A 25,934-nucleotide genomic window follows, 5' to 3' on the forward strand; every position below is an offset into this window, starting at 1 on the left:
ACTCATCTTAATGCCCTTGTTTATCGAAGCATTAAGAGAAGCGTGAAGCTTACTGAACATTTGCACTCATCATTTTTTCTAATGAGTCTAGCCTTTGTTTAATTTTTCTCAGTTCGGCAGCCTCAGCAGTTAATTCTGTAATTTTTCTGGATTGCTGATCTATTAGTGTGGCTTGAATAGTTTCCTGTGCTCTTTTTGACTCAGCAAGGGCCGCAAGCTTTTCCTGAAGTAAAGAATTTTCTGCTTTAAATCTGGACATATCTGCTGTTAGTTGCTTGTTAAGAACTAGCTGCTCTGCAGAACGTTTTTCCAGGCCTTGCAACATGATCATTATAATACCATCCATATCGGCGGTTGCCAAAGTAGTATCATTCCCGATTACACCAATGCCGTCTTTACCAAAGGATGAAAAAATTTCCTGCGCCATCGGACCATAATGGCGAACTGTTTTATTCTGAACCTTATAGTTCCATGAGCCTATACGTAATTTACTAAGCTGGTTTAAAAAATATTCCTGGTTTGGCTTTATGTAATTTTCCTTTTTTGTGGAATCTGAAACTGCAGCCCATGCATTTCCTCCGGGAACCACACTAACACCTACTGTTTTACCAGCATTTGTATACAATCTATATCCATTTACATATCTCGCACTGAACTGATTAATAAGTGAAGCCCGCAAACTATCTGTATTAGAAGCATCACTCATGACCATGGTTCCGCTGAATCCGGCTGCAGAAGCACGGTGGCCCAGAGTCATAGAATAATCTGCGTTTGCAGTACACCTGTATCCTATTGCAATAGCAGATGTACCGTGCGAAATACTGGTATAGCCCATAGCAATACCATAAGCACTCATTGCACTGTTTGCGTAACCCATTGATATGCTATAATTACCAGATGCTTTTGTATTAAAGCCGAAAGCCACAGAGTAAAAACCATTGTATGTCTCGTCCCAACTATCAACACCAACACCTACTCCCCCTGCTCTGAATGACCCTTTATAAGCATGCCACATCATCCGTTCGCCAGATCCGCTGGCTGGTATGGTACCAGTGCCAAGAACCCCCTTAGCGACAAATCCTCCTGCCTTATCGAACTGAAAGTTTAATACGGGGGTAGTCGAAAGTGAAGAGTTTCGTACACCATGTATTGTCATCCCGCCTTCATTAACCATTTTCAAACCGCTTATCGTACCATCGTAAGAAAGAGTCTGGGTATTTGTATTCAGGTTGGAAGAAAGAGTGCTGATACTGCTGATATTCACCCATGCCGTACCGTTGTAGTAATAGAAACCCGGAGTACTATCTGTTTGGTAGATCAAAAGACCCGTTGCCGGAGAGGACGGCCTGCTCGCTAATGCAAGCCTAGGTATCAAGAGGCCTTTATTTGTCGAAACTATTTCTAATTGAGCACTTGCGTGGGGAGTTGTAGTACCAACTCCTACCTGTGCGTTCGCCTGGTAAAGACATAATATAAATAATGCAGATAGAACTGAGTAGAATTTTGACATATTGTTTTGATTAAAAATGATAAAGAAACCGGTAGAACTTCTAAAAAAGTATTGGTAAGAAGGGAAGTAGTTTTAGCTTAGTACGGGCAGGCAGACTTATAGTTACCGATTTAAAATCTTAAAAAAGTATTTTACTTATTAGAGAAGCCAGATGACTTTAGGCCATGGATATTAATTTTCCTGTTTTCCGAGGGAATTTCTCAAGGAAGAAAATGACCGCATTACGCGGAAAGAGCTTAGGAAAACAGGTAAGCAAAATTTTTTATTCAGAGCAGGGCTTCGCAACCATTCACAGACTGTAGTGTAGAATTTTCTTACTAACGAAATTTTAAATCCTTTTGGAATTTATAACCGGATTCATGCCTGCATTCACCTGATATGTAAATATTTTATTTTCATCGTCTATCTCAACAATCCGGTAACCCTTGTAATCGGTTCCCCAATTACCCCCAAAATGGCCATCAAATAGATGGGGTAACTTGCCGGTATACCTTATTCCGTCCAGTGAATGATCGTGACCATGAAAAACGGCTTTTAAATTCGGATACTGATGAAGAAGTTTTAGCGTATCTTCACAATGAACAAAATACGTTTCTTGTGGCAGCCATTTATGGGGAGGAATGTGCAGCACGACAAAAACTACCTTTTTATCTTTAAAACTGTCTAAGCTTCTTTTCAAAAATTCATTATCCGGACAAATGTATTCGCCTTTTTCATTGGATGTATTCCCCATCACGAAACCAGTCCCTTTCGATTCGAACACATAATTATCTTCATAACCAAATACAGATTTCCACCGGCTTGTGCTACAGCGATCGTGATTGCCGGGAACAGCATAAAAAGGCATTTTTAAGTCATTAAAATACTTTAATTTAACTACCTCAAGAAGTTTAGGATCATCATGAACCAGATCTCCGTTAAAAATCACAAAATCCAGTGGTTTCTTAGAATGCTCGTCGTTTAACCAGCTTATCAGGTCTGCAAACATCTTGTCAGACTGGGTTCCGGGCTGCCCGTAGTGCCCGTCGGAAGCAAGAGCAAAACGCAGTTTCGGTGCGTCTGCACTTTTCAAAAAAGAGCCTTGCTCCTGCCCTGCAAATGTATTAACTGCAGGCAACAAGCTAAATGCAGCAATACCTGTTAAACTTTGCTTTATAAATTTTCTTCGTGATTCCATCTGTAATACTTTATAACCAAGTTGTTACCTTAAAATACTGATAGTTTATCTTCAGATACCTATTTTCTTTACTAAATTAATTCAATAATTGAAATATAGCGAAAACGGTCATTATTGGATCAGGACACCTTTAAAATGAAATGATGATGTTAAAAAGATATCTTTTCTTTTTGTTATTGGTGGCTCCCCTTGTTTCTAAAGCGAGTTCCATATTAATTCCTATGGATGGAAGTCAGAAAAATCACTTAAAAGCATATGGACTAACCTATTGGGCCCTGAAACATGAGCTGGAAACCGACTGGCTCTTAAACTATAAAAGTGGCAGCTTTTTAGTAAAATATTCTCAGGCTGCAGAAAAAGAATGTAAAATAAGAGGAATTTCTTATGAAGTAATTACAGATGCAAAAACTAATTCCATAATTGAAGAAATAGTCAATCCGAATGTAAATATGGAATTTGTAAAACTCGAAAAAGCTCCGAAGATTGCAGTTTACAGTCCAAAAAATAAAATCCCGTCTAACAATGAAGATAATGATGCTGTACTACTCGTTTTGGAATACGCAGAAATACCTTACGATATAATTTACGATGAGGAAATTATGAAAGGCGACCTAAGCAAGTACGATTGGCTTCACCTCCATCATGAAGACTTTACCGGACAATTTGGTCGTTCAAGCCGAAGACAGGCTAATTTCCAGGAAGGAGTGCAAATTCAGCAGTCCATAGCCAGAAAATACGGTTATCAGAAAGTATCTTTATTAAAACTGGCTGTTACCAAAGCGATACGCGACTTTTGCCTTGGCGGCGGCTTCCTGTTTGCGATGTGCTCCGGAGCTGACACTTTTGACATTGCCCTTGCCGCAGAGGGTGTGGATATTTGCGATGATGTGTATGATGGTGACGGAGTAGACCCGAATGCCCAGGAAAAACTTGATTTTTCAAAAACATTTGCCTTTAGAAATTTCATTCTCAATCTTTACCCTTACGGTGGATTTTCGAACATAGATGTATCCAGAACCCGGAATGTAGATTTTACTGATGATTTTTTTACATTGTTTGAATTTTCGGCCAAGAGTGATATTGTGCCTACAATGCTAACTCAGGACCATGAATTCGTTATTAAAGGGTTTAACGGTCAGACAACTGCCTTCCGTAAGGATGTATTAAAACCTAACGTGCTTATTATGGCCGAAACTAAAAGTGCCAATGAAGCCCGTTATATTCATGGAGAATTTGGCAACGGACAATGGACTTTTTATGGGGGCCATGATCCCGAAAGGAGTCGCGGCGGCGGCGGCCGGGGAAGCCCTCCGACAGATCTTAACTTACATCCAAATTCTCCGGGCTATCGTTTGATTTTGAATAACATATTATTTCCTGCCGCAAAGAAAAAAAAACAGAAAACATAAGCTTCTGACTCAAGTTAGTCCCCCGTAATATCCAATATATCACCGGGTTTACATTTCAATTCCCTGCAAATGGTTTCCAGCGTATTAAAACGTATACCCTTTACCTTTCCAGTTTTTAATAATGATAAGTTGGTCATTGAAATACCCACTTTATCTGCCAGCTCTGTCAATGACATTTTATTTTTTGCCATCTGTACATCCAGATTTATAATAATAGCCATTATACAAACTCCTCATTTTCCTTTTTTAGTTCCAATCCCGAATTGAATATTTCCGCTACAATGTAAAGAATCGCGGCTATAACTATCGCTTTAAAATCTAAGTCAGCGTCAAGCGATAACTTATGTACAGACGAAATATTAAATCTCACCAGAAAGTTTGCGAGCAGGAATACAAGAGCTTGAACAGGTATAATTAAGGCAATAAAAAGAGCCGAGATCTTAAGCGTCTTTACATTTTCATACGTAAAGGGATTGCCTTTGTCCAAACTTGAGAAAAGCTTGCGAAGATGATAAATTATAGAAAAAATAAGAAACTCGATCAAACACAGTAAAAACAATGAAGAGCCGATTACAAAAGGCGTGTTCCGCATTTTCATTTTTAAACTTGCGTTATCGGCTATTAAATTTACGTCTTTCACATGATCTGAAATGACCTTAACTTTACTCTGCACGGTATACTGAGGGATATTTACCTGCAAAGTACAATCAGAATATTGTTCAAACGTGAATACATAAAGCAGCGTACATAGAGCAATTGCTGCAAGAATAAAGTTACCATACCAGGCCAGATCCAAAACTGCTTTTATAATCCTGATTAATTTTTTGCTATTCGTTTCCATAAGAAATTTATCTATAGAACAAAGATGCAAACATTTTCATATAAAACAACTATTATTTTATGTAAAACATAAAATAATATCTAAAATACATAAACAGTTCATTTTATCTTTTTTCCGTAATGACGTTCAACCAGTGTTATGCACCTGATTGAAATGATACCGGCGAGGCGGCTGAGGCTTTCGTGCAACATAATGTAAAGCAGGGCTGGAGAACCTGAAACGCAGCGATTTGGTTTTCCTGGTTCAATCATCTCCTTTTTACCATTTCAAATGCCATTCTGATTTGTATTTTTGCGCTTTGTTAAATAAAAAATCATATGTCCAGAACTAAAATTAAAGATTTACTGAACGCGACCGAATTCGGAACGCAGGTTACTGTCAAAGGATGGGTTAGAACATTCCGTAACAATCAGTTTATTGCTATAAATGATGGTTCTACACTAAACAATATACAGGCTGTAGTAGATTTTACCTCAACTGATGAAGCTTTATTAAAGCGTGTTACAACAGGATCCGCCGTTTCTGTTACTGGTCAGCTGATAGAATCTTTAGGAAAAGGTCAGCGGGTTGAAATAAAAGTTTCAACACTTGAAATTCTTGGCGATAGTGATGCCGAAAAATATCCGCTTCAACCCAAAAAACACAGTCTTGAATTTTTACGTGAAATCGCTCACCTGCGTTTTCGCACCAATACTTTCAATGCGGTTTTTAAAATTCGCCATGCTTTAGCTTTTGCTGTTCATAAGTTTTTTAACGACAAGGGCTTTGTTTACATGCACACGCCCATTATTACCGGATCGGATGCTGAAGGTGCAGGAGAAATGTTTCGTGTTACTACGATAGATTTCGACAATGTTCCCCGTAATGAGGATGGAACCGTGAATTACAAGGAAGATTTCTTTGGAAAATCGACAAATCTTACCGTTTCCGGTCAGCTGGAGGGCGAGCTTGCGGCTATGGCATTTGGCGAGGTTTACACTTTCGGACCAACATTCAGAGCGGAGAATTCTAACACTACCCGTCACCTTGCAGAATTTTGGATGATAGAGCCTGAAATGGCATTCTATGATATCCACGACAATATGGATCTGGCAGAAGAATTGTTAAAGTACGTAATCAGCTATGCTTTGGGTAATTGCTCTGAAGAGCTTGAATTTCTAAAGAACCGCCTGCTTGAAGAAGAAAAACAAAAAGCCCAGAACGAACGTTCAGAACTTGATTTGATTTCAAAGCTAAACTTTTGCCTGGAAAACAATTTCGAGCGGATAACTTACACCGAGGCTATAAATATTCTGAAAAGTTCGAAACCAAATCAGAAAAAGCAGTTTAAATACTTAATTGACGACTGGGGTGCAGATCTGCAATCAGAACATGAGCGCTTCCTTGTCGAAAAGCACTTTAAAAAGCCTGTTATTTTAACCAATTATCCTGCGGCCATCAAATCATTTTATATGCGCAGAAATGAAGGAGATGCAGAAGGGAAAGAAACCGTAAGAGCAATGGATATTCTTTTCCCGGGAATTGGTGAAATCGTTGGTGGTTCGCAACGTGAAGAACGTCTGGATGTGCTTGAAAACCGCATGAAGGATATGCACATTCCTACTGAAGAGATGGATTGGTATCTCGATACCCGCCGTTTTGGATCTGCCCCGCATTCAGGTTTTGGTTTGGGATTTGAAAGACTCGTTCTGTTTGTTACAGGCATGACAAACATCCGCGATGTTATTCCTTTTCCGAGGACGCCAAAAAATGCAGAGTTTTAAATTCTGGAAGAACATAAAACAAAAGCTCCTTTCAGGGGCTTTTTCTTTTAAATGGAAGACAAAAGGCTTGATAGTGCAAATAAAACTTACACACCCGCGTCGCGAACAACTGTCAGCATAGATTATTCAGCTGATAAGAAAATATTGGAGGTCGAATTTATCGGGGCTAAGGTTTATCATTATTTGAAGGTTGAGCCTGCAATATGGAGTTTATACACAGAGATAATCATATCCGGCGGATCATCAGGTGTGTTCGTAAATCAACAAATCAAGCCTGTGTATGCCTTCCGTGGAATACATTGATTTATTTTGAACAAAGTATGACAGAAGCAAGTTCTACTTTAATGGACAAGGAAAAGCTGCTTCATTTTCGAATTGATTCGGTAAAACAGGAGAATCCCCTGTCAAAGACCTACCAGTTAGAACTTTTAAACGCAAAAACCTTAAACTATAAACCAGGGCAGTTTTTAACCTTTATCATAAATACTGAAAAACAGGAGATACGCCGCTCCTATTCTATCCTTTCACTACCTGGTGAACCTCTTAAAATTACTGTTAAGAAAGTTGATAATGGCTTAATTTCAAGATATATACTCCAGTATTGGAAAGAGGGAGAAATTATTAAATCCCTGCTGCCTGCAGGAAGATTCAGTTTCTCCCCTATTCCTGAGATAAAAAGAGACATTTTTTGCTTTGCAGCGGGAAGTGGGATTATTCCTGTACTTCCCCAAATAAGAATGCTGCTAACTCAAGAACCCCAAAGTGTTATCCATCTTATTTACAGCAACCGCAATGAAAGGGATGCCCTGTTCCTCGAAGAGATCGAAAATCTTTCAAAAAACTCGAAGAATTTAAACCTGATTAATCTTTTTTCCGAACCGGATTTCAGAAAACATGAGCAGGGACGCTTAAGCAATATCAACACAGAAACATTGATAAACCGTTTATTGAAATTTGAGAAAGGAAATGCAGCGTTTTTACTTTGTGGTCCGTTCTCATATATGCGAATGCTTAATTTCACCATAGGCTTAATGCATTTCAAAAAAGAAAATATCCGGAAGGAGAACTTTTTACCCGAAGTAATGAGTTCTGGGCGGGTAGTGCATCAGATTTTTCCGGAAACTACAGTGCAGATTGATTTCTACGGAAATAAAGAGTTAGTTACGGTTCATTCGGGTGAAAATATTCTTGATGCTGCATTGAAACAGGGATTAAACCTGCCTTACAGTTGCAAAGGCGGAGTATGTGGCAATTGTGCGGCCAAATGTAAAAGCGGCCATATCTATATGAGCATTAATGAAGTACTAACAGACGCCGATATAAAAGAAGGCTGGGTTTTAACCTGCACCGGCTATCCTGAAACAAAAAATACAGCAATTGATTTTCTTTCAGAACAATGAAGGGGAATTTTATCTTTATAAATTATGCACTTACATTAGTTCAGGCACGCCATGCTATTAAAGATCTACGAAAAGAACCCAAACGAAAAGGCAATACAGCAAGTTGTTGATGTATTGAAAAAAGGAGGCCTGATCATTTATCCCACTGATACGATTTATGGCCTTGGGTGTGATATTACGAATCAAAAAGCGATTGAAAAGATTTATCAGATAAGGGGGATTAAACCTGAAAAGTCAAATCTTTCTTTTATCTGTTACGATCTGAGTCACATCTCTGATTATATTAAACCCATCGATAATTCAATATTCCGCCTATTAAAAAAAGCCTTGCCAGGGGCATTTACGTTCATTTTTGAATCCAATAATAAGGTGCCCAAGCTATTAAACTCCAATAAGAAAACTGTAGGCATCAGGGTACCCGATAATACCATAGCCCGCGATATTGTAAAAATGTTGGGTAATCCAATTGTCTCCGCATCTATTCATGATGAAGATGAAATACTCGAATATTCCACGGATCCCGAATTAATCTATGAGAAATATAAAGATAAAGTAGACCTTGTTATTGATGGTGGTTATGGAGACAACCTTGCTTCTACAGTTGTTGACTGCACAAATGGTGAGTTTAAAATTTTAAGGCAGGGCAAAGGCGATTTGGAGGCATTTATTTAATTTTCTAAAGATTTAGATAGCAGATAAGGTCTGTCGGCATTTTATATTTATTTTCGCCCTTATGGCTATAAATCTTCAACCGTTTAAAGATTTCTTTAAATCAGGGCAAATTGGTGGCGCCCTGTTAATTATATCTGTTATTATATCCCTGACTATAGCCAATATAGGATTTTACGACCAGTTTCATGCCTTACTGAATTATTCGTTTGGTTATGCCCCACTCGATTTAGAATACCCCACAGAAATATGGATCAATGATGGTTTAATGGCAATCTTCTTTTTGCTGGTGGGGCTTGAAATTAAACGTGAGCTGCTTGAAGGCGAATTATCATCTGTTCGAAGAGCCGTACTTCCGATTTTTGCTGCTATGGGAGGCATGCTTGTTCCTGCTGGTATTTTTTATTTGTTTAATTCCGGAACACCAACTGCAAATGGCTGGGGTATACCTATGGCTACCGATATTGCCTTTGCGCTGGCGGTAATATCCATGCTGGGAAAAAGAGTTCCGACATCTCTAAAGGTTTTCCTTTCGGCATTAGCTATTGTTGATGATTTAGGGGCAATATTAGTGATTGCGATTTTTTACACAGAAGAGCTTCATTTAAACCAACTTTTATACGCCGGAGGAATATTAGGATTACTTACATTATTGAATCTTTTTGGTGTTAAAAAGCTGGCATTTTATATTATCCCTGGAATTTTCTTATGGTATTTCATCCATCATTCGGGCATTCATGCAACAATTGCGGGAGTTTTGCTGGCTTTTACCATTCCTACTAATCCGGATAAACATTCCTCACCACTGGAAACACTTGAACATTCAATCGTGTTGCCCGTAAACTATATCATCATGCCAATTTTTGCTCTGGCAAATACAAATATCCGTTTTCAAAGCAGTATGCTGGATGGTTTAACCTCACCCCTGGGATTAGGAATTATCTGCGGACTATTAATTGGCAAAACCCTGGGAGTAAGCATATTCTCTTACCTGGCGGTAAAACTTGGTTTAAGCAGCCTTCCCACACGAAGTTCCTGGAAACATATAATTGGCTTAGGCATGCTTGCAGGAATAGGATTTACCATGTCGGTATTTATAGCTCTGCTTTCATTCGAGTCAGCAGAATTTCATGATGAAGCTAAATTCGCAATACTCATAGCATCTGTACTTGCAGGGATTCTTGGCTATACTTACCTAAGCCTGGTATATAGGAAAAGAGTTAAAAAAATACTGGCATTGAAATGTGCAGGCTGATTGATTTTGAAATATGCATAAAAAAGTCTCGTCTGCAATAGCAGACGAGACTTTAAAGGACCCAAATTCTTTATAAACCTTTAAAAATTATCGTTTAGATTTACCCTTAGATGATTTAGATTTTTTATTGTTTTTATAATTATCATCAGAATTGTTAGGATAACGATCCCTGTTATTTATGGTACGATTGTTATTTCTGTCATCCCTATTTCTGTCATAAACCCGGTCACGATCGTTTATTACACCATCTCTGTTTCTGTCATAAACCCGGTCACGATCATTAATTACACCATCCCTGTTTCTGTCGTAAACCCGGTCACGCTCATTTATTACACCGTCTCTGTTTCTGTCATAAACGCGGTCACGATCGTTAATTACACCATCTCTGTTTCTGTCATAAACCCGGTCACGACTGTTAATCACGCCATCATTATTCCTGTCGTAATCTCTGCCATCACGTCTGTCATAATCGCCATTATTTCTTCGTTGTTCTATTTTTTTTCTTTGTCCGGGAGGCATACCATGAGGATGTTTCCCTTCCCAACCTCTTCTTTGTTCCCCATACTGTCCATTTTGATTTACCGGGTTGCCATTCCGGTCGCGGTAAACTTTTACTTGAGTGCTCCGGTTTTCGTAATGCCCCGGGATTGTACGCCCGCCGACTCCGAAAATACCACCTTTACGTTCCTCAGGAACCCAAACCCTTTCCTGGCGGGTTTCATACCTGTACTCTCCCTGATCATCAGTGTAAGTACCTGTTTGCGCAGTTGATTCTAAAGCAAGGAAACTTATCCCTGCAATGAATGCCGTTAATACTAATTTTTTCATGTCTAATTTGTGTGTGTGTGTTTATATAAGACAGTTTAAACATGAATAAGTTTAATCGACAAAATTAAATTACAGGTATTTATTTACTGATAATCCAGCATTAGAAGAAAAATAAGAATGGGGAATATTGAAGAAAATTATTAAAAAGTCAACAGTTTGGAACTTACATTCTTTCCTAAAAAAACTGCTGCTTTTTTATCAAAATCCGAAGTTGATTCTGTTGTATAAAAAATTTGCTGTCCGTTTTGTGAACACAACAGATCTACTTCATTATGTCTTTGAAGATAATTTTTTAAAGACCGGGCAACCAGCTCACCCTGAGATATAATCTGAATATTCGGGCCGGTAAATTGCCGGATTTTATTGATGAGTATAGGATAATGGGTGCAGGCAAGCACTAAAGTATCAATGTCAGGATTGCAGTTAAATAAATCATCCAGATTCTTTTTTACCACATAATCGGCAGCGGGACTATCAATTTCGTTGTTTTCCACCAAAGGCACCCATAAAGGACAGGCTTCCTGGCACACATTGATTTCAGGGAAAAATTTATGAATTTCAATCGCATAAGAATCTGAGGCTACCGTACCGGGGGTTGCCACAATACCTACATTTCCTGTTTTTGTATAATTGCCCACAACTTCTGCTGTAGGACGTATCACCCCTAAAACTTTGCGCAGGTCATTTAACTTTGGTAAATCATTTTGCTGTATGCTGCGCAAGGCTTTCGCAGATGCAGTATTACATGCGAGTACTACCAGATTGCAGCCAAGATGAAAAAGCTCCTGTACACACTCAAGAGTATATTTGTAAACCGTTTCGAAAGAACGGGTTCCGTATGGTACCCGGGCATTATCGCCTAAATATATATAATCGTACCCGGGCAGTTCTTTAACAATCTCTTTAAAAACTGTTAAACCACCATACCCCGAATCGAAAATACCTATAGGTCCGCTTTGCTGTGGCATTATCAAATTTCTAAAGTATCTTATACTTTAACTTCCTTTTGAATCTTTTTATTCTTCTCAATTAACAATTGGATGATTCCATCCACCATTCCCACACGTGGAACATAGATCTGTTTCACCCCGGCCCACTTCATCACACTTAAATAGATTTCGCAAGCTGGTATAATTACATCGGCTCTATCCTGGTTTAAACCTAAAACAGTAATTCGTTCCTTTAAAGAAAATGAATTTAAATAATTATACATTTCTTTCAGTTTTGAGGCATTCAATGGCATTCCATCTTTTTCGGCCGACATTTTAAAAAGCTTATTGATGTTACCTCCGGTACCAATTCCGATAAGATTCGGGTATTGCTTACTATACACTTTGATCCACTCTTTAATATCTGCCCATGATTCATCGGTATCAGCGTTATCAAGCATTCTTACCGTTCCGATCGGGAAAGATTTGGATGCTTTTACTTTTCCGTCGCAAAATACCGAAAGCTCGGTACTGCCTCCTCCTACGTCAATATATAAATAGTTCTTTTTTCGTTCGAGCGTGCGTTCAATATGACTTGAATAAATAATATTAGCCTCACTCTGTCCTTCAACTATCTCCAGGTTGATACCAGCTTTTTCCTTAATATCTTTAACCAATTCAGCCCCATTCTCCGCCTCACGCATTGCCGAGGTCGCACAGGCACGGTAATCCTCCACCTTATATACCTCTATCAGGTTTTTAAAAGCAGCCATTGTTTTTAGCAAATCGCCGGCTTTTTTTGGCGAAATACGTTTATCCAAAAACGCATCATCGCCCAAACGTAAGGGCACCCGGATGAGGGTGTTTTTCTTAAAGGATGTTTCCTTTCCGGTTTCAATTATATCGGCAATTAAAAGCCGTACAGCATTTGAGCCTATATCTATAGCAGCGTATCTCACCGTTCTTATTTTTTATATTTAAGGTATGTATATATATCTGTTTGAGCCCGGTAACATATTTTACCTTTCGGCCTGTATCTGTTATTATTTAAGCTATTCAGTTCTCTGGCTTTGGTATTGTCTTTCAACTGTATATTTATAATATCACGTATCTCCTTACGGATATTCGGATCAAGAATCGGAAAACCCACTTCTACTCTATGATCAAGATTGCGTGTCATCAGATCAGCGGAAGTAAGAAAAATCCTTTCCTCGCCCCCATTGGCAAAAATCCAGACACGTGCGTGTTCCAGATATTTATCAATAATACTGATGACTTCAATATTTTCACTGAGACCTTCGATACCAGGAACCAGAGTACACATGCCGCGAATAATTAACTGAATTTTAACCCCTGCAGAACTTGCGTTATATAATTTCTGAACCATATCTTCATCAGCAAGGCTGTTCATCTTCAGAACCATATATGCAGGCTTTCCGTCCTTTGCATTCTTTATTTCGGTATCAATTAACGCCCCGATCTTATCCCTGGTTTCCAGAGGCGATACAATCAAACATTTATAATCTTTGTAAAAAACTTTTTTATCCAGTCCCTTAAACAGGTGTACAAGCTCCTCTGTAATTTGCGGATTTGTGGTAAACAAACTATGATCACAATAAAGTCTTGCTGTTTTTTCGTTAAAATTCCCTGTTGCCAGATTTGCATAATAGGTTACTTTACCTTTCTCTCTTCTGGTGATCAAACAAACCTTTGAATGTACCTTATAATCGAGCAGTCCGTAATTAACCTGTACACCGTCTTCTTCTAAACGTTTTGTCCAGTTGATATTATTCTGTTCATCGAACCGGGCCTTCAATTCAACCAGGCAATTCACCCGCTTCCCATTTTTAGCAGCATTTATCAGGGCATTAATAACACGCGAATTCTCAGCTAACCTGTAAAGAGTAATGTCAATTTCAACAACTTTAGGATCAATAGCCGCTTCCCGCAAAAAATGTATGATATAATCGAACGATTGGTAAGGAAGATTAATCAGATAGTCGCGTTTAGATATTTGGCTGAATATACTTTTACCCATATCCAGGTGGGCTATCTCGAGCGGCGGATCTTTATCATACTCAAGTTCAGGTCGTCCAACGTTTGGAAAACTGATAAAATCCTTGAAATTATGGTACCGGTTTCCCGGGATCAGCGCATCAGTATCGAGATCAAGCTTTTCGACAAGATAGGTAAGCATATCCAGAGGCATATTGTTGTCATACAATAATCGCATGGGCCGCCCCTTTTTTCTCTTCTGAAGACTTTTGGTAAGTGTATCAATAAATTTCTCACTCACGTTTCTATCCAGATCCAGCTCGGCATCGCGGGTAAGCTGAATAGAATATGCTTCTATGGTGTGATAGTCAAAAATGAAATAAATATTATCAAGGCAATACCTGATAGCATCATCCAAAAGAATTATAAACTTTAAATTATTAGTTTCCGGAAGAACGATAAAGCGTTCAAGCCTTTTAGTTGGAATTTCCATGAGACTGTAGCGCACTTTTTCCGGCTGATCTTTTTTTGTAAATCGCACCAGGAAATAAATTGCCCTGTCTTTTAGCTCAGGGAAAGGTTTCGAATCATCAAGCATAATCGGTACCAGGGTAGGAAGCAGCTTATCTCTGAAATATTTTTTTACAAATTCTCCCCGGGCAACATTTAACTGATATTCGTTTATAATAAATATTCTCTCCTGAGCAAGTTCTTTGATTATTTCATCCTCATAAAGATGATTAAATCTCCTTTCCTGCTTTACTACTATATTTTTAATTTGCTTAATAATCTTTTTAGGATTGTATCCAAAGATTTCTTTTGCTTTAGTATTGATATTACTTAAGCGACTTAGTGTTGGTACCCGCACCCTGTAAAATTCATCCAGGTTCGACGAAAAAATGGCCAAAAACCGAATTCGTTCAATAAGCGGAACTGTTTTATCGGCAGCTTCCTGAAGGACCCGCGCATTAAAATACAACCAACTGATTTCCCGATTATTAAGCAGTGTTTTTTGCTTAGACATCCATATATATTAAAAAGTCCCGGGCCACAGACCGGGACTGCAAATTGTATATTTTATTGTTAACTTAATGTTAATTGCAGCTTTTATATTAAGGTTTTTATTCTGATTTGGTTTCAGATGACTCCTGTCTTATCTGATTTTCTTTTGTTACATTACTTTCTTCAACAGAAACTGGTGTTTCAGTAAGCACCGGCTTCGGTGCGGCAGGCTTTCTGATTCTTTTTTTAAGAGGTTCCGTTTCTGCCTGGTTTGAACCTTCAGACCCGGCCTGTCTTCTAACCCCGGGTTTTGGTTCTACTATTGCGTTCGAACTTGTAATTTGTGGTGTGCGTTTAGCGCTGGGTTTGGCAGCTGGTTTGGAGGCGACTTTAGCAACAACTTTCTCAGCTCTAGTAGGAGCTTTTACACCTTCTTTCCTGGTAGCTTTAACCTCTCGTTTAGCAATTTCTTTATTAGCTTTTATTTTTTTACGGATAGAGATTTTTTCAGCTTCATTAGCACTTTTAACTTTATCAAAAAGCTTTTTAGCAATCTCTTTACTCATCTTTTTTATATCTTTCGCAATTCTTTCAGCATCATGTCCAAGATTAGAAACAACATCAAGAAATCTTTCTGCTATACCACTTTCAAGTTCTTTTTTAGCTGTCTTTTTGGGCGATGCTTTTGCAACCGCTTTAGCCGGCTTAGTTGATTTTGGTTTAGTTTTTTTCATAATGTTTTTACTAAATATAATACATTTCTTTACTAAATTGTTTCGTTTTTAAATGTATCGACATAATTTTAAACTCTCAAATTATTTTTTTTCCTATGCCAACCTTTGATATTGTAAGTAAGATAGACAGCCAGACATTGGATAACGCCATAAACAATGCAAAAAAAGAAATCCTGAACAGGTACGATTTCAACACTTCGAAAAGCACTATTGAGCTTGATAAGAAAACTAACGAAATCACCATTGTTACCGAAGACGACATGCGGCTTAAAGCCATTGTTGACTCGATTATATCCCGAATGATGAAACAGCACCTGGATCCCGGCTGCTTAGATATGGGTAAAGAAGTATATGCTTCCGGAAATATGATCAGAAGAGACATTAAGATTAAAGAAGGTATTGATAAAGAAACGTCTAAAAAGATTATCAAAAAGATTAAAGACAGCGGTTTAAAAGTTCAGGCATCTATAATGGACGACCAGCTACGTGTACAGGGTAAAAAAATCGATGACCTCCAGGCTGTGATTTCTTTATGCCGGACTGAAGATTTTGGGCAGCCTTTGCAGTACATTAATATGAGGAATTAAGTTTTGCTGAACTTGTTTCAGCATCTCTATCCTCCGACGGTCCCGAAAAACTTCGGAATAAAAACAGGTCTATACTATTGCTACACCCTAAACAATGAATATTACTATCTCAACTGAAAAATCAAAGCTTGATATTGCATTAATTCACAAATACTTAAGCGAAGATTCCTATTGGGCTAAAAAAATTCCATTGAGTATAGTTGAACGAGCCATTGAAAACTCATTAAACTTTGGAGTTTATGATGGCGAAAAACAGGTAGGATTTGCACGCATTACCACAGATTATGCTTCTTTTGCTTACCTGGCTGATGTATTTATCCTCCCTGATTATCGCGGCAATGGATTATCAAAGCAATTGGTTAAATACATCATAGAATACCCTGATTTGCAAGGATTACGCCGCTGGATGCTTGGAACTGCAGATGCGCATGAATTATATCGTAAATATGGTTTTAAAGAACTTGCAAATCCTGACCGTTTCATGGAAATCGCATATCCCTCCATATATGAGAATCAAAAATCCGATTAAGAATATCCTGTTTATTGCGGTTGCGTTTTTAAGTGAACATTGAACAGGCAGCTCCGAAGATAAATTATTTACTGCCGGCTATGCCCATTCGTATGAGTAAAGTTTTACCAAACTCAACATTCGGGTAAAACTTTGAGGGGAACCAATACTTACAGTCTATCGATTATATTTTTTCTAATTCCATTTAAATTTTGCGGCAGGCTGATTGGTAATTCTAGAGCTTATTACCAGGGCGGTTATCATCGCGGAAATAATAATCGCAAGCACCATCTGCAGATCGGTTAAAATATTCGAAGTTGCTACAATTCCTTTCGTATCATTCACCAGCTTACCTCCAACTGCCGATTGTATAATAGTAAGATCAGATAAATCACCAATAATATTCTCAAGTGAAGCTCTCCCCCTCTTTTCATAGAGACTTATGGCTTCAACTTTTTCATCCTGCTCAATTAAAGACACGACATTCTTCTCTAAAGCAGAATAGCTGGCCAAATTGAGTTTAAACTTTTCAAGAAACACCGATTCTTCTTCTACTAAATATGTTTTCTCATACTTCACTATTAAGGCCAGCATTTCCTTATCGTAAACACTCAGTTTAGATTTTAACTGCCCTGTATTATAATCATTCGTAAAGAGAAACTTTTCAATTGCCAGCTGCCTGTGATGGAAATTTTCAGACAGATAAAACATATCTGTAGCCGGTATCAGTCTGTCATTATAAATAGAATTTACAGAACGATTTATATCCGAAATGTTTTTTTGAAGAACAATATTTAATAATACAACCAAACACATTACCACCCCCAGCAATACAGCAACTTTTAGCTTTTGCTGGATAACAAAAGTCCACTTCATACCTAAAATCAGTTTGAGTTTATAATAATATAAATATCAGCAAAATGACCATCATAAACTAGTGATATTCATCACAAATTAATATTCTATAACTGCCCCTTCGAAATAATAAAACGATTTTTAATCAGAACGAAGGAGAAGAGTTTGGGCGTAGTGCTTTTTGAATCGTTTTTGAATCGTTTTCCTTCAAAGACTTTTATCGCTTTTGTTTAAATACAAAACCCCGCATTTTATTATGTTTGTTTATGGATGAATTTATGCAGGCAGCGCTTGAGGAAGCAAAAAAGGGACTCTCAGAAGGGGGCATTCCAATCGGTGCTGTACTTGTTAAAGACGGGAAAATAATCGGTTCAGGACACAATAAACGCGTTCAGGAGAACAACCCCATTTTGCATGGTGAAATGGACTGCTTAAATAAGGCCGGGCGCATCGGAAGCTATCGCGATACGGTAATCTATTCTACCCTCATGCCATGCTATATGTGCGCAGGCACCATTGTTCAGTTTAAAATCCCCACCCTTGTTGTTGGCGAATCCAAAACTTTTACCGGAGCAAGGGAATTTATGGAATCTCATGGAGTAAAAGTGATCGACTTAAATCTTCCGGAGTGTATTAAGATGATGGAGGACTTTATTAAAGCTAAACCCGAATTGTGGAATGAGGATATTATGGAATTGTAAAGTCCTGAAAAGCCTACTGCTTAAAAATACTTTTTAAACTTATTTTTTTAGGCAATTTATCAGAGATGATGGCCTTATTATTTGTAAGAGTGATTAGAAAAGTTTTATTTTCATATTGATCTGCCGTTACTTCAAAATTAACCAACAAATTATCCTTTGAATAATTAGAGTTTTCACTGATACTATCCTTGCCGCTTCTTGTGAATTGATACTCCACCATCAGCTTCCTGAAATTTTGAAACTCTGCCCGGTCATACGTAGTATATTTTACAAATGATTTGTCTAAGTCTTTAGTATAAACTCCCTTTGACACTTTCTTAGCAGTGCCGATCGTATTTTTTTTATTAGAGAAATGGTATATCACTTCTGCACTGTCTGAGATGTACTGTTTGGACACAAAAGAATACCCGACTAAAAATAATCTTTCTTCAGCTTCATCTAATGTAGAGCTGAGCATTCCATTCAATTGATCAAATGACAATCTCTGTGCTTTACCTACGAAACATAAAGACATGAATGCAACTAATAAAATTATTCTCCTCATAGATGGCTAAAATAAAAGAATAAAATCTATAAGCAAAGAATCAGCTTTCTCATATTAATGAATTAAAGACTGATATTCCAACAATAGATTATTGGCAGCAAAACAACGGTAATGCACTGCTGTTAACACAGAAATACCGGATCATGAAAAACAAGATAAAAGTATTCCTTTCATTCATCGTTTTTGTTTCTTTTATGTATTCCTGTGGTCAGGATACTAAAAATGAAATAGCTAAAACCTGGCAGTTAAACGATATTGAAACGGAAACCAAATTAGTCGACTCGATAAAAAGAGCTATTTTATTAAGTTCTACCTTTCAATTTTCGGAAGATGGACATTATACCTCGTCGGGCGGAATTGGGGCAGATCAGGGAACTTACACACTAGACAAAGAAGGTAAAATTTTATCTACCATATCATCAGCCGGCAGAAACAGTGATGTATATACTATTAAAGATCTTGATAAAGATAAGCTTGTCTTGTCCAGTCGGGGAACAACGCTTAACTTCTCCGCTGTAAAACCCTGAAATCAGAAGTTTAATTCTTCCTTTCAGACATTAATGAAAGAAGTTTATCCACTAATTCTACAGGAGCGCTCCATTGGGGATTATGGTCTGCTTGTAAAATAACTACAGGCCAGTTTCTTTGCCTGGCTCTTTCGGCACTTGATGCAAAGGCATCATCTTCGGCTTTTTTTCCGGCATCCACAGTTAAAATATATGCGGCATCAAGCTTTTTAGCTGCAGCGTTTTTTAAAACTATTTTTTCTGTAAAAGTTTTTAAGGAATGTGGAACATCCATTGGAGCTTGTTGTCCGGCTTTAACCCAGGCAGGCACCATAAAACCATTGGGTCCCATTCGCTTAAGCTCTTCTGCAGAAATATTCCTTAAGGCCGCCACACTTTCTCCATCGTTTGGCACAAAAGCATCCATATAAATAAGTTTCCTGATCCTTTCAGGTACCCGGTCTGCAACACCCGAGATAACCATACCACCATAGCTATGACCGACTAAAACGATATCGTGTAAATCTTCAAAAAGAATGGAATTAACGATATCATTAATATGGGTAACTAGGCCAACATCTGCACTGGCAAGATGTACCCGCTCCCCCTGTCCGGTTAATGTTGGACGGTATGCGATTATTCCTTTTTCCGTTAAAATCGAATCAACTTTTTTAAATGCCCAGCCACCGCCCCAGGCACCATGAACAATCATGATCACTGGTTTTTTACTTTGAGCATTCAGATCGAACACCGCTATAATTAAAAGAAATATGAATAAAAAATTAATACGCATAAGCCCGCTTAACCTAAAATATTTTCTTTCGGAAAGATAACTGAAAAAGTAGATCCTTCATCAACTTTTGAATCAACTCCAAGTTTTATATTATGATAAACCGCAATACTTTTAACTATGGAAAGGCCTAAGCCGTAACCTCCTGTTTGTGTGAGATTAGTTTTTTTAAACCGATTAAATACCAGAGGCAGCTCCTCCTGAGGAATTCCTATACCCGAATCTTTAATAAGAATTACGTACTTTCCATATTGAAGTTCATCTTTTATTAAGATACTTCCTTTGGGCTTATTATATCTGATTGCATTATTAACAAGGTTATAAAAAAGCTGGAATAGCAAATCGTGACTGGCATTCTTAATTGATATGCTTGAGCTAAACTTCATTTCAAAGCTTATCTCATGTTCTTCAAGCCGATGACTTATTTCATTCATCACTTCCTCTATCAGTTGACGGATATTTACAGAATCTGACTTTGCAAACTGTTCATTTTCTATCCGGGAAATCAGCAACAGGGAATTTACAATTTTCTTCAAACGGCTAAGCGTTCTAAGCATTTCAGAAAGGCGCTGCTGAATCAGGTCGCTGGTTTCTTCATGCTCCATCAGGTTTTCAATCTTATTCTGAAGTATCCCAATCGGTGTCATTAATTCATGAGAGGCGTTGGCTGTAAACTCTCTTTCCTTTTCAAACGCTTCGTTAATCTGATCCATTAAAAGCACTAAAGAACTATCAAGATACTGAAAGTCGGAAGTTGATGTTTTAATGGCCTGCTGATGGTTTGCGAACGGAAATTTCTGATTCACCAGTTTAGATTTGATGATCGCACTTAATGGTTTTATCAGGTAATGAGTAAAAAACAGATCAATAATAAGTGTGATAATTATCAGACTCAATAAGACATATAAAGCGATACGCTGCAAGGGGCGACTATATTGATTAATTGTTGAGGTTGTTTTGCCGATTTCCAGCAAATAGCTCTGCCCGCTTGCTTTAAAGGTATGACTTAAAATGCGGTAGCTTAATGTGTCCTGTTCAATAATTCTTTCGGCAGTTTCTATAGTATCCAGATCAAAGGAATCTTCGACAGGTAATAGAGCTATAAATTCTTCCTTTAATAAAGTATAACTACCGTAACTATCCTGTCCCTCGAGGTAAGAATCAACACCATCGCGGGCTATCACATCGAGTACTTTTACCTTTTGCAGTTTTAAAACATCATTGGTATACTTAAACGCAATCCTGTCTACTATATACGGCAGGGTAAGCACAAAAAACAGCACTATGGCAAGCTTGGAAAGCGTAACGAAAAGAGTTAGCTTGGTTGATAACTTCAAGGCTTTTTAATTTTATAACCTACTCCCCTGACTGTTTCAAGCCAGTCTACAGAGCCATAAGCACCTAATTTTTTCCGAATATTTTTTATATGAACATCGATGTAGTTAGAATCATAATCATCATCCACAAAACTACCCCAAATATGTTCGCTAAGCTGCAAACGGGTTAGAACCCGATTTTTATGAAGCAGCAAATAACTTAGTAAATCGTACTCTTTCCGGGTGAGCTCAATTTCATTTTCCGAATGGCTTACAATTCTCTTTTGAATATCCACATTAAATTCGCCCAAAGGCAGAAGCTGACTGTTTATCCCTGATTTTCTACGGGAAATTGCCTGCATTCTGGATTGAAGTTCAAGTAAAGAAAAGGGCTTTGGTAAATAGTCATCTGCACCCAAATCCAAGCCTTTAATACGATCTTCGATATTTCCTCTTGCTGTAAGAATGATATAAGCAGCTTCCGGGTTGAACTTCTTTGCCTGCTCTAACAAAACCAGGCCATCCATATCAGGAAGGCCTAAATCAAGTAAAATAAAATCGTAAAGATTGCACTCGATTTTTTCAAGCCCCTTGCTCGCTGTGTGCGCCAGATCACATATGTAAAATGCTTTTTTCAGAAAGGCTTCAACTTCATAAGCCAGTGTTTTTTCATCTTCAACTAAAAGTACTTTCACAGAGTGATTAAAAAATATAGTAAAAACCTAAATATAAGAAAGAGCGTGGTTTTTGTGAAGCACCATCTATTTTATTGCTGAGTATTGAACCCTGGTAAGTTGCCTCAACAGCATAATTTGCCCGGTTATAGGCAAGAGGCAATTTTAAGTTATACGAAAGCAAATCGAAGCTGCTTGATTCTATTTCTCTGTATTCTGGGGATCTGTTATGCCTTCGGGGGAAATTAATTATTTTGTTAAGTCCGCCTGAACCTCCATTGTTTTGTGGAATTTCCTCTGTAGTAGTGATCCGCTGAGTGCCGCCTACAACCTGAATCGCTGGTTCTAAACTGATATAATCTTTTGAACTAATACTGCCCAAATCAATTAATTTTGATGCGCTAAAAGTCATAAACAATGCACTCTGATCTCCAATAGCGTAATCTGCATTAATTCCGGTATTTAACCATTGCCAGTCGTAATTTACTGAGCCAGAAGCCATATTTAAATTGGTGGATTGCAGAAATAAAGAACTATCCGGAAAAAAAGATCTGGAAAAACTTAAGCTGCTTGTAAAATTTTTAGTGATATTAAAATCATAACCTGCTGTCAGATCCACCCCAGAAATACCTGAACCAATATTAATTAGCTTATAGGCTCCTGCGGAAAGAAAAAATCCGCTTGGGAAATTTAAGGACGCATTTGCTAATACATAAGGTAGTCTCTCATTAGTGACTTGTCCGTAATAACTTGCATCACTTGCATAAATGGTAGCAAGGCTTAATGAAGTTTTAGAAACTTCCGTACTATCGGTTTTTGAATCCGAGCTCTCTGTTTTTTGTCCAAAAGCCGTTGATATGCCTGCAAATAAAGCTAAATATAAATACAGATATTTTTTCATATTATATTATAGTCCTATTGTTCGTAAAACCCTGCCTGGTTTATTAATTTTAACAGGCGGTCGTTTTATTTTAACCCGATCAGTTACAACTCCCGGGCGCAATTTAGGACGAGATTTTGGAACTTCTTTAATATCAGGCTTTTTTGTTTCGACATCATCCGTTTTAGGATCTTCCTTAGCTTTCTCTTTATCGGTCTTTTTCTTTGGTTCCTGATCCTTATCGTCCTGCGTCGTTTCTACCGGAGCAGATCCTACTATATCGATTTCATCTGGAGATGAAAAATTTAAAACTATTTCATCATTAGCAGAAACAATGACAGGCATTACTCCCAGCAGAATCCCTAACCCCAATGCCCTTAAAAAGTTTCTCATTTCATTTTTTTTGTTAAAATTAAAGAAAGTTTGCCTCAAATACGAGGCAAACTTCTTTAAGCGTGTTTCGTGTTTAGCGGTATTACAATCCAAGCTTTAGACCAGCTCCGACATTTGTTTTAACTCCAGTACGTCCAACTCCCACATTGGCGCCTGTTTTTGCTCCGGCTTTAACCCTGGTATTATCCTTGGCATCGGCTTTACGAGCATCTTTTCTTGCTTTGGCGTTAGCTCTTACATCTAATAAAGCATCATCATCTTTATCAAGCTTCGCATCAGCCTTTACACCATCTTTCAAATCTTTAAGCTCATCTCTTCTTGCTTCTCTGTCAGCTTTAGCTTCCGCCGAGTTTTTTCTATGCAATTCTGCCTGAGATTTTGAAGAAGCAACGCTGCTTACCTCTGCACCTTTAATATCAGCATCTGTAACTGATTTGGCAGTTGAACTGACTGTTGCACCATGATTGTCCCTTGCTTCTGTTGTTTTTGAAGCTTCACTCTTTATTTTAGCCTCAGCTGATTTATTATTTTTCCTGTATATTTCAGCCTGGGACTTTGAAGAAGCCGCACTACTTATTTCTGCTCCTTTGATATCTGCATCGGTAGTAGATTTTGTAGTTGAACTAACTTTTGCACCATGAGCATTTTTTGAGTGATCATTTGTTTGTGCAAAAGATACGGCAGTAAACAAAAGAGCTGCTGTTGTTATTGCTATAGTTTTCATATTCGCTTTTTTTCTGTTTATGTTTAATTTCTTATACAAAGAACACAAGTGAACATGAAGCAAAGATGAAGTTTCAGATTTATTTAAAAAAAGTTTGAAAATTGCTGCAGAGACAAGGAAATAAAAAACAATAGCCATAAAGACTCTAAGACACGAAGTATCTACGACTTTTCGTCGTGACCTTTTGTCTCAGTGGCAAAAAAACAAAGCCACAAAACCCAACCCCATGCACTAAAATTCATCCGGTTCCCTTTCAGGGATGTATTCTCCGGTAATAATAGCCTCTGAATTTTTTATGTCAATATCTATCAACATCTCCATTGAAGCTCTTTCTGTAAAATCCACATCAGCACAAGCGTTAAACTGACCGATGGTGTAGCTCACCAAAAACTTCCCCATGTAATCAGCTATTAATTCGACAGAGGGTTCTTCGACATTAACATTAAACACCCTGCCCCTGCTTTTAAAATGATAGCTGGTTAAAAGTGCCTCAATAGCCTTAATATTTGAAAACAATTCTGTTTTAAGTATGGCTGCATTTATAAAGCTGCCCCGAGGAAATTCTTCAGATAACTGGAATTTAATTTGATCCTGCATTGTAAATAATATTGAATGTATTCTCTAACCACCTTATAAAGTAGATTGCACCCCTCCTTTTAAATTATAGATAGATAATTGGGGAAAACTTACTTTTAATAAATTTATGGCTTTCATGGACCGGGCACCAGTTTGGCAAACAAGTATTGTTTTTTTATCAGCCTGAATGACGGATAAGTTATCTTCCAAATCTGCGAAGGGAATATTAACACCACCGATATTATAGCTTTCGAATTCATACTCCTCCCTGACATCTATTAATTGAATATCTTCTGTTTCTAACCACTGGTTCAGAGTTGTATAATCTATCGAATGGGGATCAACTAAGCATGATTCATCGTAAAGTACAATCTCTTTGATTTGCCTGTTTCCCTCATTAGCTTTAAAACGAAGAATATTAATATCGTTTGTAAGCAGGTTTATGATTAAAAGCTTTCCGCTGAGAGGGTACCCGACCCCTGTAATTACCTTTATTGCTTCTGTAGCCTGCCAGGTACCAATAATACCTGGTAAAACACCTAATACTCCGGCTTCCCCGCACGCCGGCACTTCTCCGGGCGCCGGTGCCTCCGGATATAAGCATCGGTATGTTGGACCATTTTTAAAATTAAAAGTACTTACCTGTCCTTCGAATTTAAACAGAGCACCGTAGATGTAAGGCTTATTTACAATCACACAGGCATCATTTAATAAATAGCGTGTGCTAAAATTGTCCGATCCGTCAATAACTAAATCATAATCTGATAAGATATCAAAAACATTATCTTTAGAAATCCGGGGATGTATTTCGATTTCAATAAAGGGGTTTTTCTTTTGAAGATGCGATTTAGCAACTTCTGCTTTGGGATGACCGACATCTTCTGTATTAAAAAGCACCTGTCGCTGCAGGTTCGAAATGCTCACCACATCATCATCGGCAATGCCTAAAATTCCAATGCCAGCTGCAGTAAGATAAAGCAAACAGGGACAACCTAGTCCACCAGCACCAACCACCAGCACCCTTGCATCTTTTAATTTCTGCTGCGCATCCGCCCCAAATTCCTCCATTAACAGGTGGCGACTATAGCGCTGCAATTCTTCTTTTGACAGACTCATTGTAATTTCCTTTTCTCAGCCAGCAGGCATATGGTTTTAACAATTAGGAGTAAATATTTTTGGCACTTCCGGCATTCTACCTGGTATAAATCAACATATCACGCTTCATCCCGTTTCTATATCAGTAACGGTAAAAGTATACAGGATAGTTTGCTTTGTTACACCCCTCTACATTTGCTTGCAGAACCTATCAGGCCAATATACAACAAATGGATAATTCGCGGGCTGTCAGGAAAAACAGAAAATCTCTCA

At 38.0% G+C, this 25,934-nt stretch carries 29 protein-coding genes; 10 read left to right on the forward strand and 19 right to left on the reverse strand.

Features of this window, described 5'->3' with window-relative positions:
• Positions 1 to 49: 49 nt before the first annotated feature.
• A complete protein-coding gene (locus tag WG906_RS01575; protein ID WP_339990760.1) occupies positions 50 to 1,510 on the reverse strand; it encodes a phage tail-like protein in 1,461 nt (486 codons plus the stop codon).
• Between the two features lie 328 nt (positions 1,511 to 1,838).
• Complete coding sequence (locus WG906_RS01580) at positions 1,839 to 2,687, reverse strand: metallophosphoesterase family protein (RefSeq protein ID WP_339990761.1); 849 nt, start codon at positions 2,685 to 2,687, stop codon at positions 1,839 to 1,841.
• Positions 2,688 to 2,827: 140 nt separating this feature from the next.
• On the opposite strand from WG906_RS01580, the gene WG906_RS01585 reads away from it, so the two are divergent.
• On the forward strand, positions 2,828 to 4,096 hold the full coding sequence (locus WG906_RS01585) for a Clp protease/crotonase-like domain-containing protein (protein ID WP_339990762.1): 1,269 nt from the start codon (positions 2,828 to 2,830) through the stop codon (positions 4,094 to 4,096).
• 14 nt (positions 4,097 to 4,110) lie between these two features.
• Here the strand turns inward: WG906_RS01585 and WG906_RS01590 are convergent, their stop codons facing one another.
• A complete protein-coding gene (locus WG906_RS01590; RefSeq protein WP_339990763.1) occupies positions 4,111 to 4,317 on the reverse strand; it encodes a helix-turn-helix domain-containing protein in 207 nt (68 codons plus the stop codon).
• The gene (locus WG906_RS01595) at positions 4,317 to 4,937 is read right to left on the reverse strand and encodes a DUF2975 domain-containing protein (protein ID WP_339990764.1); all 621 of its coding nucleotides are present in this window, start codon (positions 4,935 to 4,937) and stop codon (positions 4,317 to 4,319) included. The genes WG906_RS01590 and WG906_RS01595 overlap by 1 nt, the downstream gene beginning before the upstream one ends.
• A gap of 317 nt (positions 4,938 to 5,254) precedes the next feature.
• On the opposite strand from WG906_RS01595, the gene asnS reads away from it, so the two are divergent.
• The 5 genes from asnS (at position 5,255) to nhaA (ending at position 10,024) form a co-directional block, all read left to right on the forward strand.
• Entirely contained in the window at positions 5,255 to 6,700 is a 1,446-nt protein-coding gene (asnS, locus tag WG906_RS01600; protein WP_339990765.1) for an asparagine--tRNA ligase, read from the forward strand.
• A gap of 51 nt (positions 6,701 to 6,751) precedes the next feature.
• The gene (locus WG906_RS01605) at positions 6,752 to 7,003 is read left to right on the forward strand and encodes a KTSC domain-containing protein (RefSeq protein ID WP_339990766.1); all 252 of its coding nucleotides are present in this window, start codon (positions 6,752 to 6,754) and stop codon (positions 7,001 to 7,003) included.
• Positions 7,004 to 7,020: 17 nt separating this feature from the next.
• Positions 7,021 to 8,100, forward strand: coding sequence for a 2Fe-2S iron-sulfur cluster-binding protein (locus WG906_RS01610; protein WP_339990767.1), 1,080 nt, complete (start codon positions 7,021 to 7,023; stop codon positions 8,098 to 8,100).
• 51 nt (positions 8,101 to 8,151) lie between these two features.
• Positions 8,152 to 8,772 (forward strand): L-threonylcarbamoyladenylate synthase, encoded by a 621-nt coding sequence (locus tag WG906_RS01615; protein ID WP_339990768.1) that lies wholly within the window; start codon positions 8,152 to 8,154, stop codon positions 8,770 to 8,772.
• Between the two features lie 61 nt (positions 8,773 to 8,833).
• Entirely contained in the window at positions 8,834 to 10,024 is a 1,191-nt protein-coding gene (gene nhaA / locus WG906_RS01620) for a Na+/H+ antiporter NhaA (RefSeq protein ID WP_339990769.1), read from the forward strand.
• 87 nt (positions 10,025 to 10,111) lie between these two features.
• On the opposite strand, the gene WG906_RS01625 is transcribed toward nhaA, so the two are convergent.
• The 5 genes from WG906_RS01625 to WG906_RS01645 all read right to left on the reverse strand — a co-directional run bounded on the left by WG906_RS01625 (position 10,112) and on the right by WG906_RS01645 (position 15,512).
• The gene (locus WG906_RS01625; protein ID WP_339990770.1) at positions 10,112 to 10,852 is read right to left on the reverse strand and encodes a hypothetical protein; all 741 of its coding nucleotides are present in this window, start codon (positions 10,850 to 10,852) and stop codon (positions 10,112 to 10,114) included.
• Positions 10,853 to 10,992: 140 nt separating this feature from the next.
• Positions 10,993 to 11,820 (reverse strand): glutamate racemase, encoded by an 828-nt coding sequence (gene murI, locus WG906_RS01630; RefSeq protein WP_339990771.1) that lies wholly within the window; start codon positions 11,818 to 11,820, stop codon positions 10,993 to 10,995.
• 20 nt (positions 11,821 to 11,840) lie between these two features.
• Positions 11,841 to 12,740, reverse strand: a complete 900-nt coding sequence (locus WG906_RS01635) for a Ppx/GppA phosphatase family protein (RefSeq protein ID WP_339990772.1) — start codon at positions 12,738 to 12,740, stop codon at positions 11,841 to 11,843.
• Positions 12,741 to 12,745: 5 nt separating this feature from the next.
• Complete coding sequence (ppk1, locus tag WG906_RS01640; RefSeq protein WP_339990773.1) at positions 12,746 to 14,800, reverse strand: polyphosphate kinase 1; 2,055 nt, start codon at positions 14,798 to 14,800, stop codon at positions 12,746 to 12,748.
• Positions 14,801 to 14,897: 97 nt separating this feature from the next.
• Positions 14,898 to 15,512: a hypothetical protein gene (locus tag WG906_RS01645; RefSeq protein ID WP_339990774.1), complete on the reverse strand. Its 615-nt coding sequence runs from the start codon at positions 15,510 to 15,512 to the stop codon at positions 14,898 to 14,900.
• Positions 15,513 to 15,607: 95 nt separating this feature from the next.
• On the opposite strand from WG906_RS01645, the gene WG906_RS01650 reads away from it, so the two are divergent.
• Positions 15,608 to 16,099, forward strand: coding sequence for a YajQ family cyclic di-GMP-binding protein (locus tag WG906_RS01650; RefSeq protein ID WP_339990775.1), 492 nt, complete (start codon positions 15,608 to 15,610; stop codon positions 16,097 to 16,099).
• Positions 16,100 to 16,193: 94 nt separating this feature from the next.
• Positions 16,194 to 16,628: a GNAT family N-acetyltransferase gene (locus WG906_RS01655; RefSeq protein ID WP_339990776.1), complete on the forward strand. Its 435-nt coding sequence runs from the start codon at positions 16,194 to 16,196 to the stop codon at positions 16,626 to 16,628.
• A 174-nt stretch (positions 16,629 to 16,802) separates the two neighbouring features.
• Here the strand turns inward: WG906_RS01655 and WG906_RS01660 are convergent, their stop codons facing one another.
• Entirely contained in the window at positions 16,803 to 17,483 is a 681-nt protein-coding gene (locus WG906_RS01660; protein ID WP_339990777.1) for an MCP four helix bundle domain-containing protein, read from the reverse strand.
• A gap of 245 nt (positions 17,484 to 17,728) precedes the next feature.
• On the opposite strand from WG906_RS01660, the gene WG906_RS01665 reads away from it, so the two are divergent.
• Positions 17,729 to 18,163 carry a nucleoside deaminase gene (locus WG906_RS01665; RefSeq protein ID WP_339990778.1) on the forward strand — a complete coding sequence of 145 codons (435 nt, stop codon included), beginning with the start codon at positions 17,729 to 17,731 and terminating at the stop codon, positions 18,161 to 18,163.
• Between the two features lie 13 nt (positions 18,164 to 18,176).
• On the opposite strand, the gene WG906_RS01670 is transcribed toward WG906_RS01665, so the two are convergent.
• Entirely contained in the window at positions 18,177 to 18,707 is a 531-nt protein-coding gene (locus WG906_RS01670) for a hypothetical protein (RefSeq protein ID WP_339990779.1), read from the reverse strand.
• 143 nt (positions 18,708 to 18,850) lie between these two features.
• On the opposite strand from WG906_RS01670, the gene WG906_RS01675 reads away from it, so the two are divergent.
• A complete protein-coding gene (locus WG906_RS01675) occupies positions 18,851 to 19,234 on the forward strand; it encodes a lipocalin family protein (protein ID WP_339990780.1) in 384 nt (127 codons plus the stop codon).
• A 10-nt stretch (positions 19,235 to 19,244) separates the two neighbouring features.
• On the opposite strand, the gene WG906_RS01680 is transcribed toward WG906_RS01675, so the two are convergent.
• The 8 genes from WG906_RS01680 to moeB form a co-directional block, all read right to left on the reverse strand.
• Positions 19,245 to 20,006, reverse strand: a complete 762-nt coding sequence (locus tag WG906_RS01680) for an alpha/beta fold hydrolase (RefSeq protein WP_339990781.1) — start codon at positions 20,004 to 20,006, stop codon at positions 19,245 to 19,247.
• An 8-nt stretch (positions 20,007 to 20,014) separates the two neighbouring features.
• Positions 20,015 to 21,340: a sensor histidine kinase gene (locus tag WG906_RS01685; protein ID WP_339990782.1), complete on the reverse strand. Its 1,326-nt coding sequence runs from the start codon at positions 21,338 to 21,340 to the stop codon at positions 20,015 to 20,017.
• Positions 21,337 to 22,014: a response regulator transcription factor gene (locus tag WG906_RS01690; RefSeq protein ID WP_339990783.1), complete on the reverse strand. Its 678-nt coding sequence runs from the start codon at positions 22,012 to 22,014 to the stop codon at positions 21,337 to 21,339. The genes WG906_RS01685 and WG906_RS01690 overlap by 4 nt, the downstream gene beginning before the upstream one ends.
• Positions 22,015 to 22,021: 7 nt before the next feature.
• On the reverse strand, positions 22,022 to 22,894 hold the full coding sequence (locus tag WG906_RS01695) for a hypothetical protein (RefSeq protein ID WP_339990784.1): 873 nt from the start codon (positions 22,892 to 22,894) through the stop codon (positions 22,022 to 22,024).
• A 6-nt stretch (positions 22,895 to 22,900) separates the two neighbouring features.
• Complete coding sequence (locus WG906_RS01700; RefSeq protein ID WP_339990785.1) at positions 22,901 to 23,266, reverse strand: hypothetical protein; 366 nt, start codon at positions 23,264 to 23,266, stop codon at positions 22,901 to 22,903.
• Positions 23,267 to 23,348: 82 nt separating this feature from the next.
• The gene (locus tag WG906_RS01705) at positions 23,349 to 23,990 is read right to left on the reverse strand and encodes a hypothetical protein (RefSeq protein ID WP_339990786.1); all 642 of its coding nucleotides are present in this window, start codon (positions 23,988 to 23,990) and stop codon (positions 23,349 to 23,351) included.
• Between the two features lie 231 nt (positions 23,991 to 24,221).
• A complete protein-coding gene (locus tag WG906_RS01710) occupies positions 24,222 to 24,587 on the reverse strand; it encodes a hypothetical protein (RefSeq protein WP_339990787.1) in 366 nt (121 codons plus the stop codon).
• Between the two features lie 33 nt (positions 24,588 to 24,620).
• Positions 24,621 to 25,682, reverse strand: a complete 1,062-nt coding sequence (gene moeB, locus WG906_RS01715) for a molybdopterin-synthase adenylyltransferase MoeB (protein ID WP_339990788.1) — start codon at positions 25,680 to 25,682, stop codon at positions 24,621 to 24,623.
• Between the last annotated feature and the right edge of the window lie 252 nt (positions 25,683 to 25,934).

It is taken from the genome of Pedobacter superstes (genome assembly GCF_037622515.1).
Taxonomy (GTDB): domain Bacteria; phylum Bacteroidota; class Bacteroidia; order Sphingobacteriales; family Sphingobacteriaceae; genus Paradesertivirga; species Paradesertivirga superstes.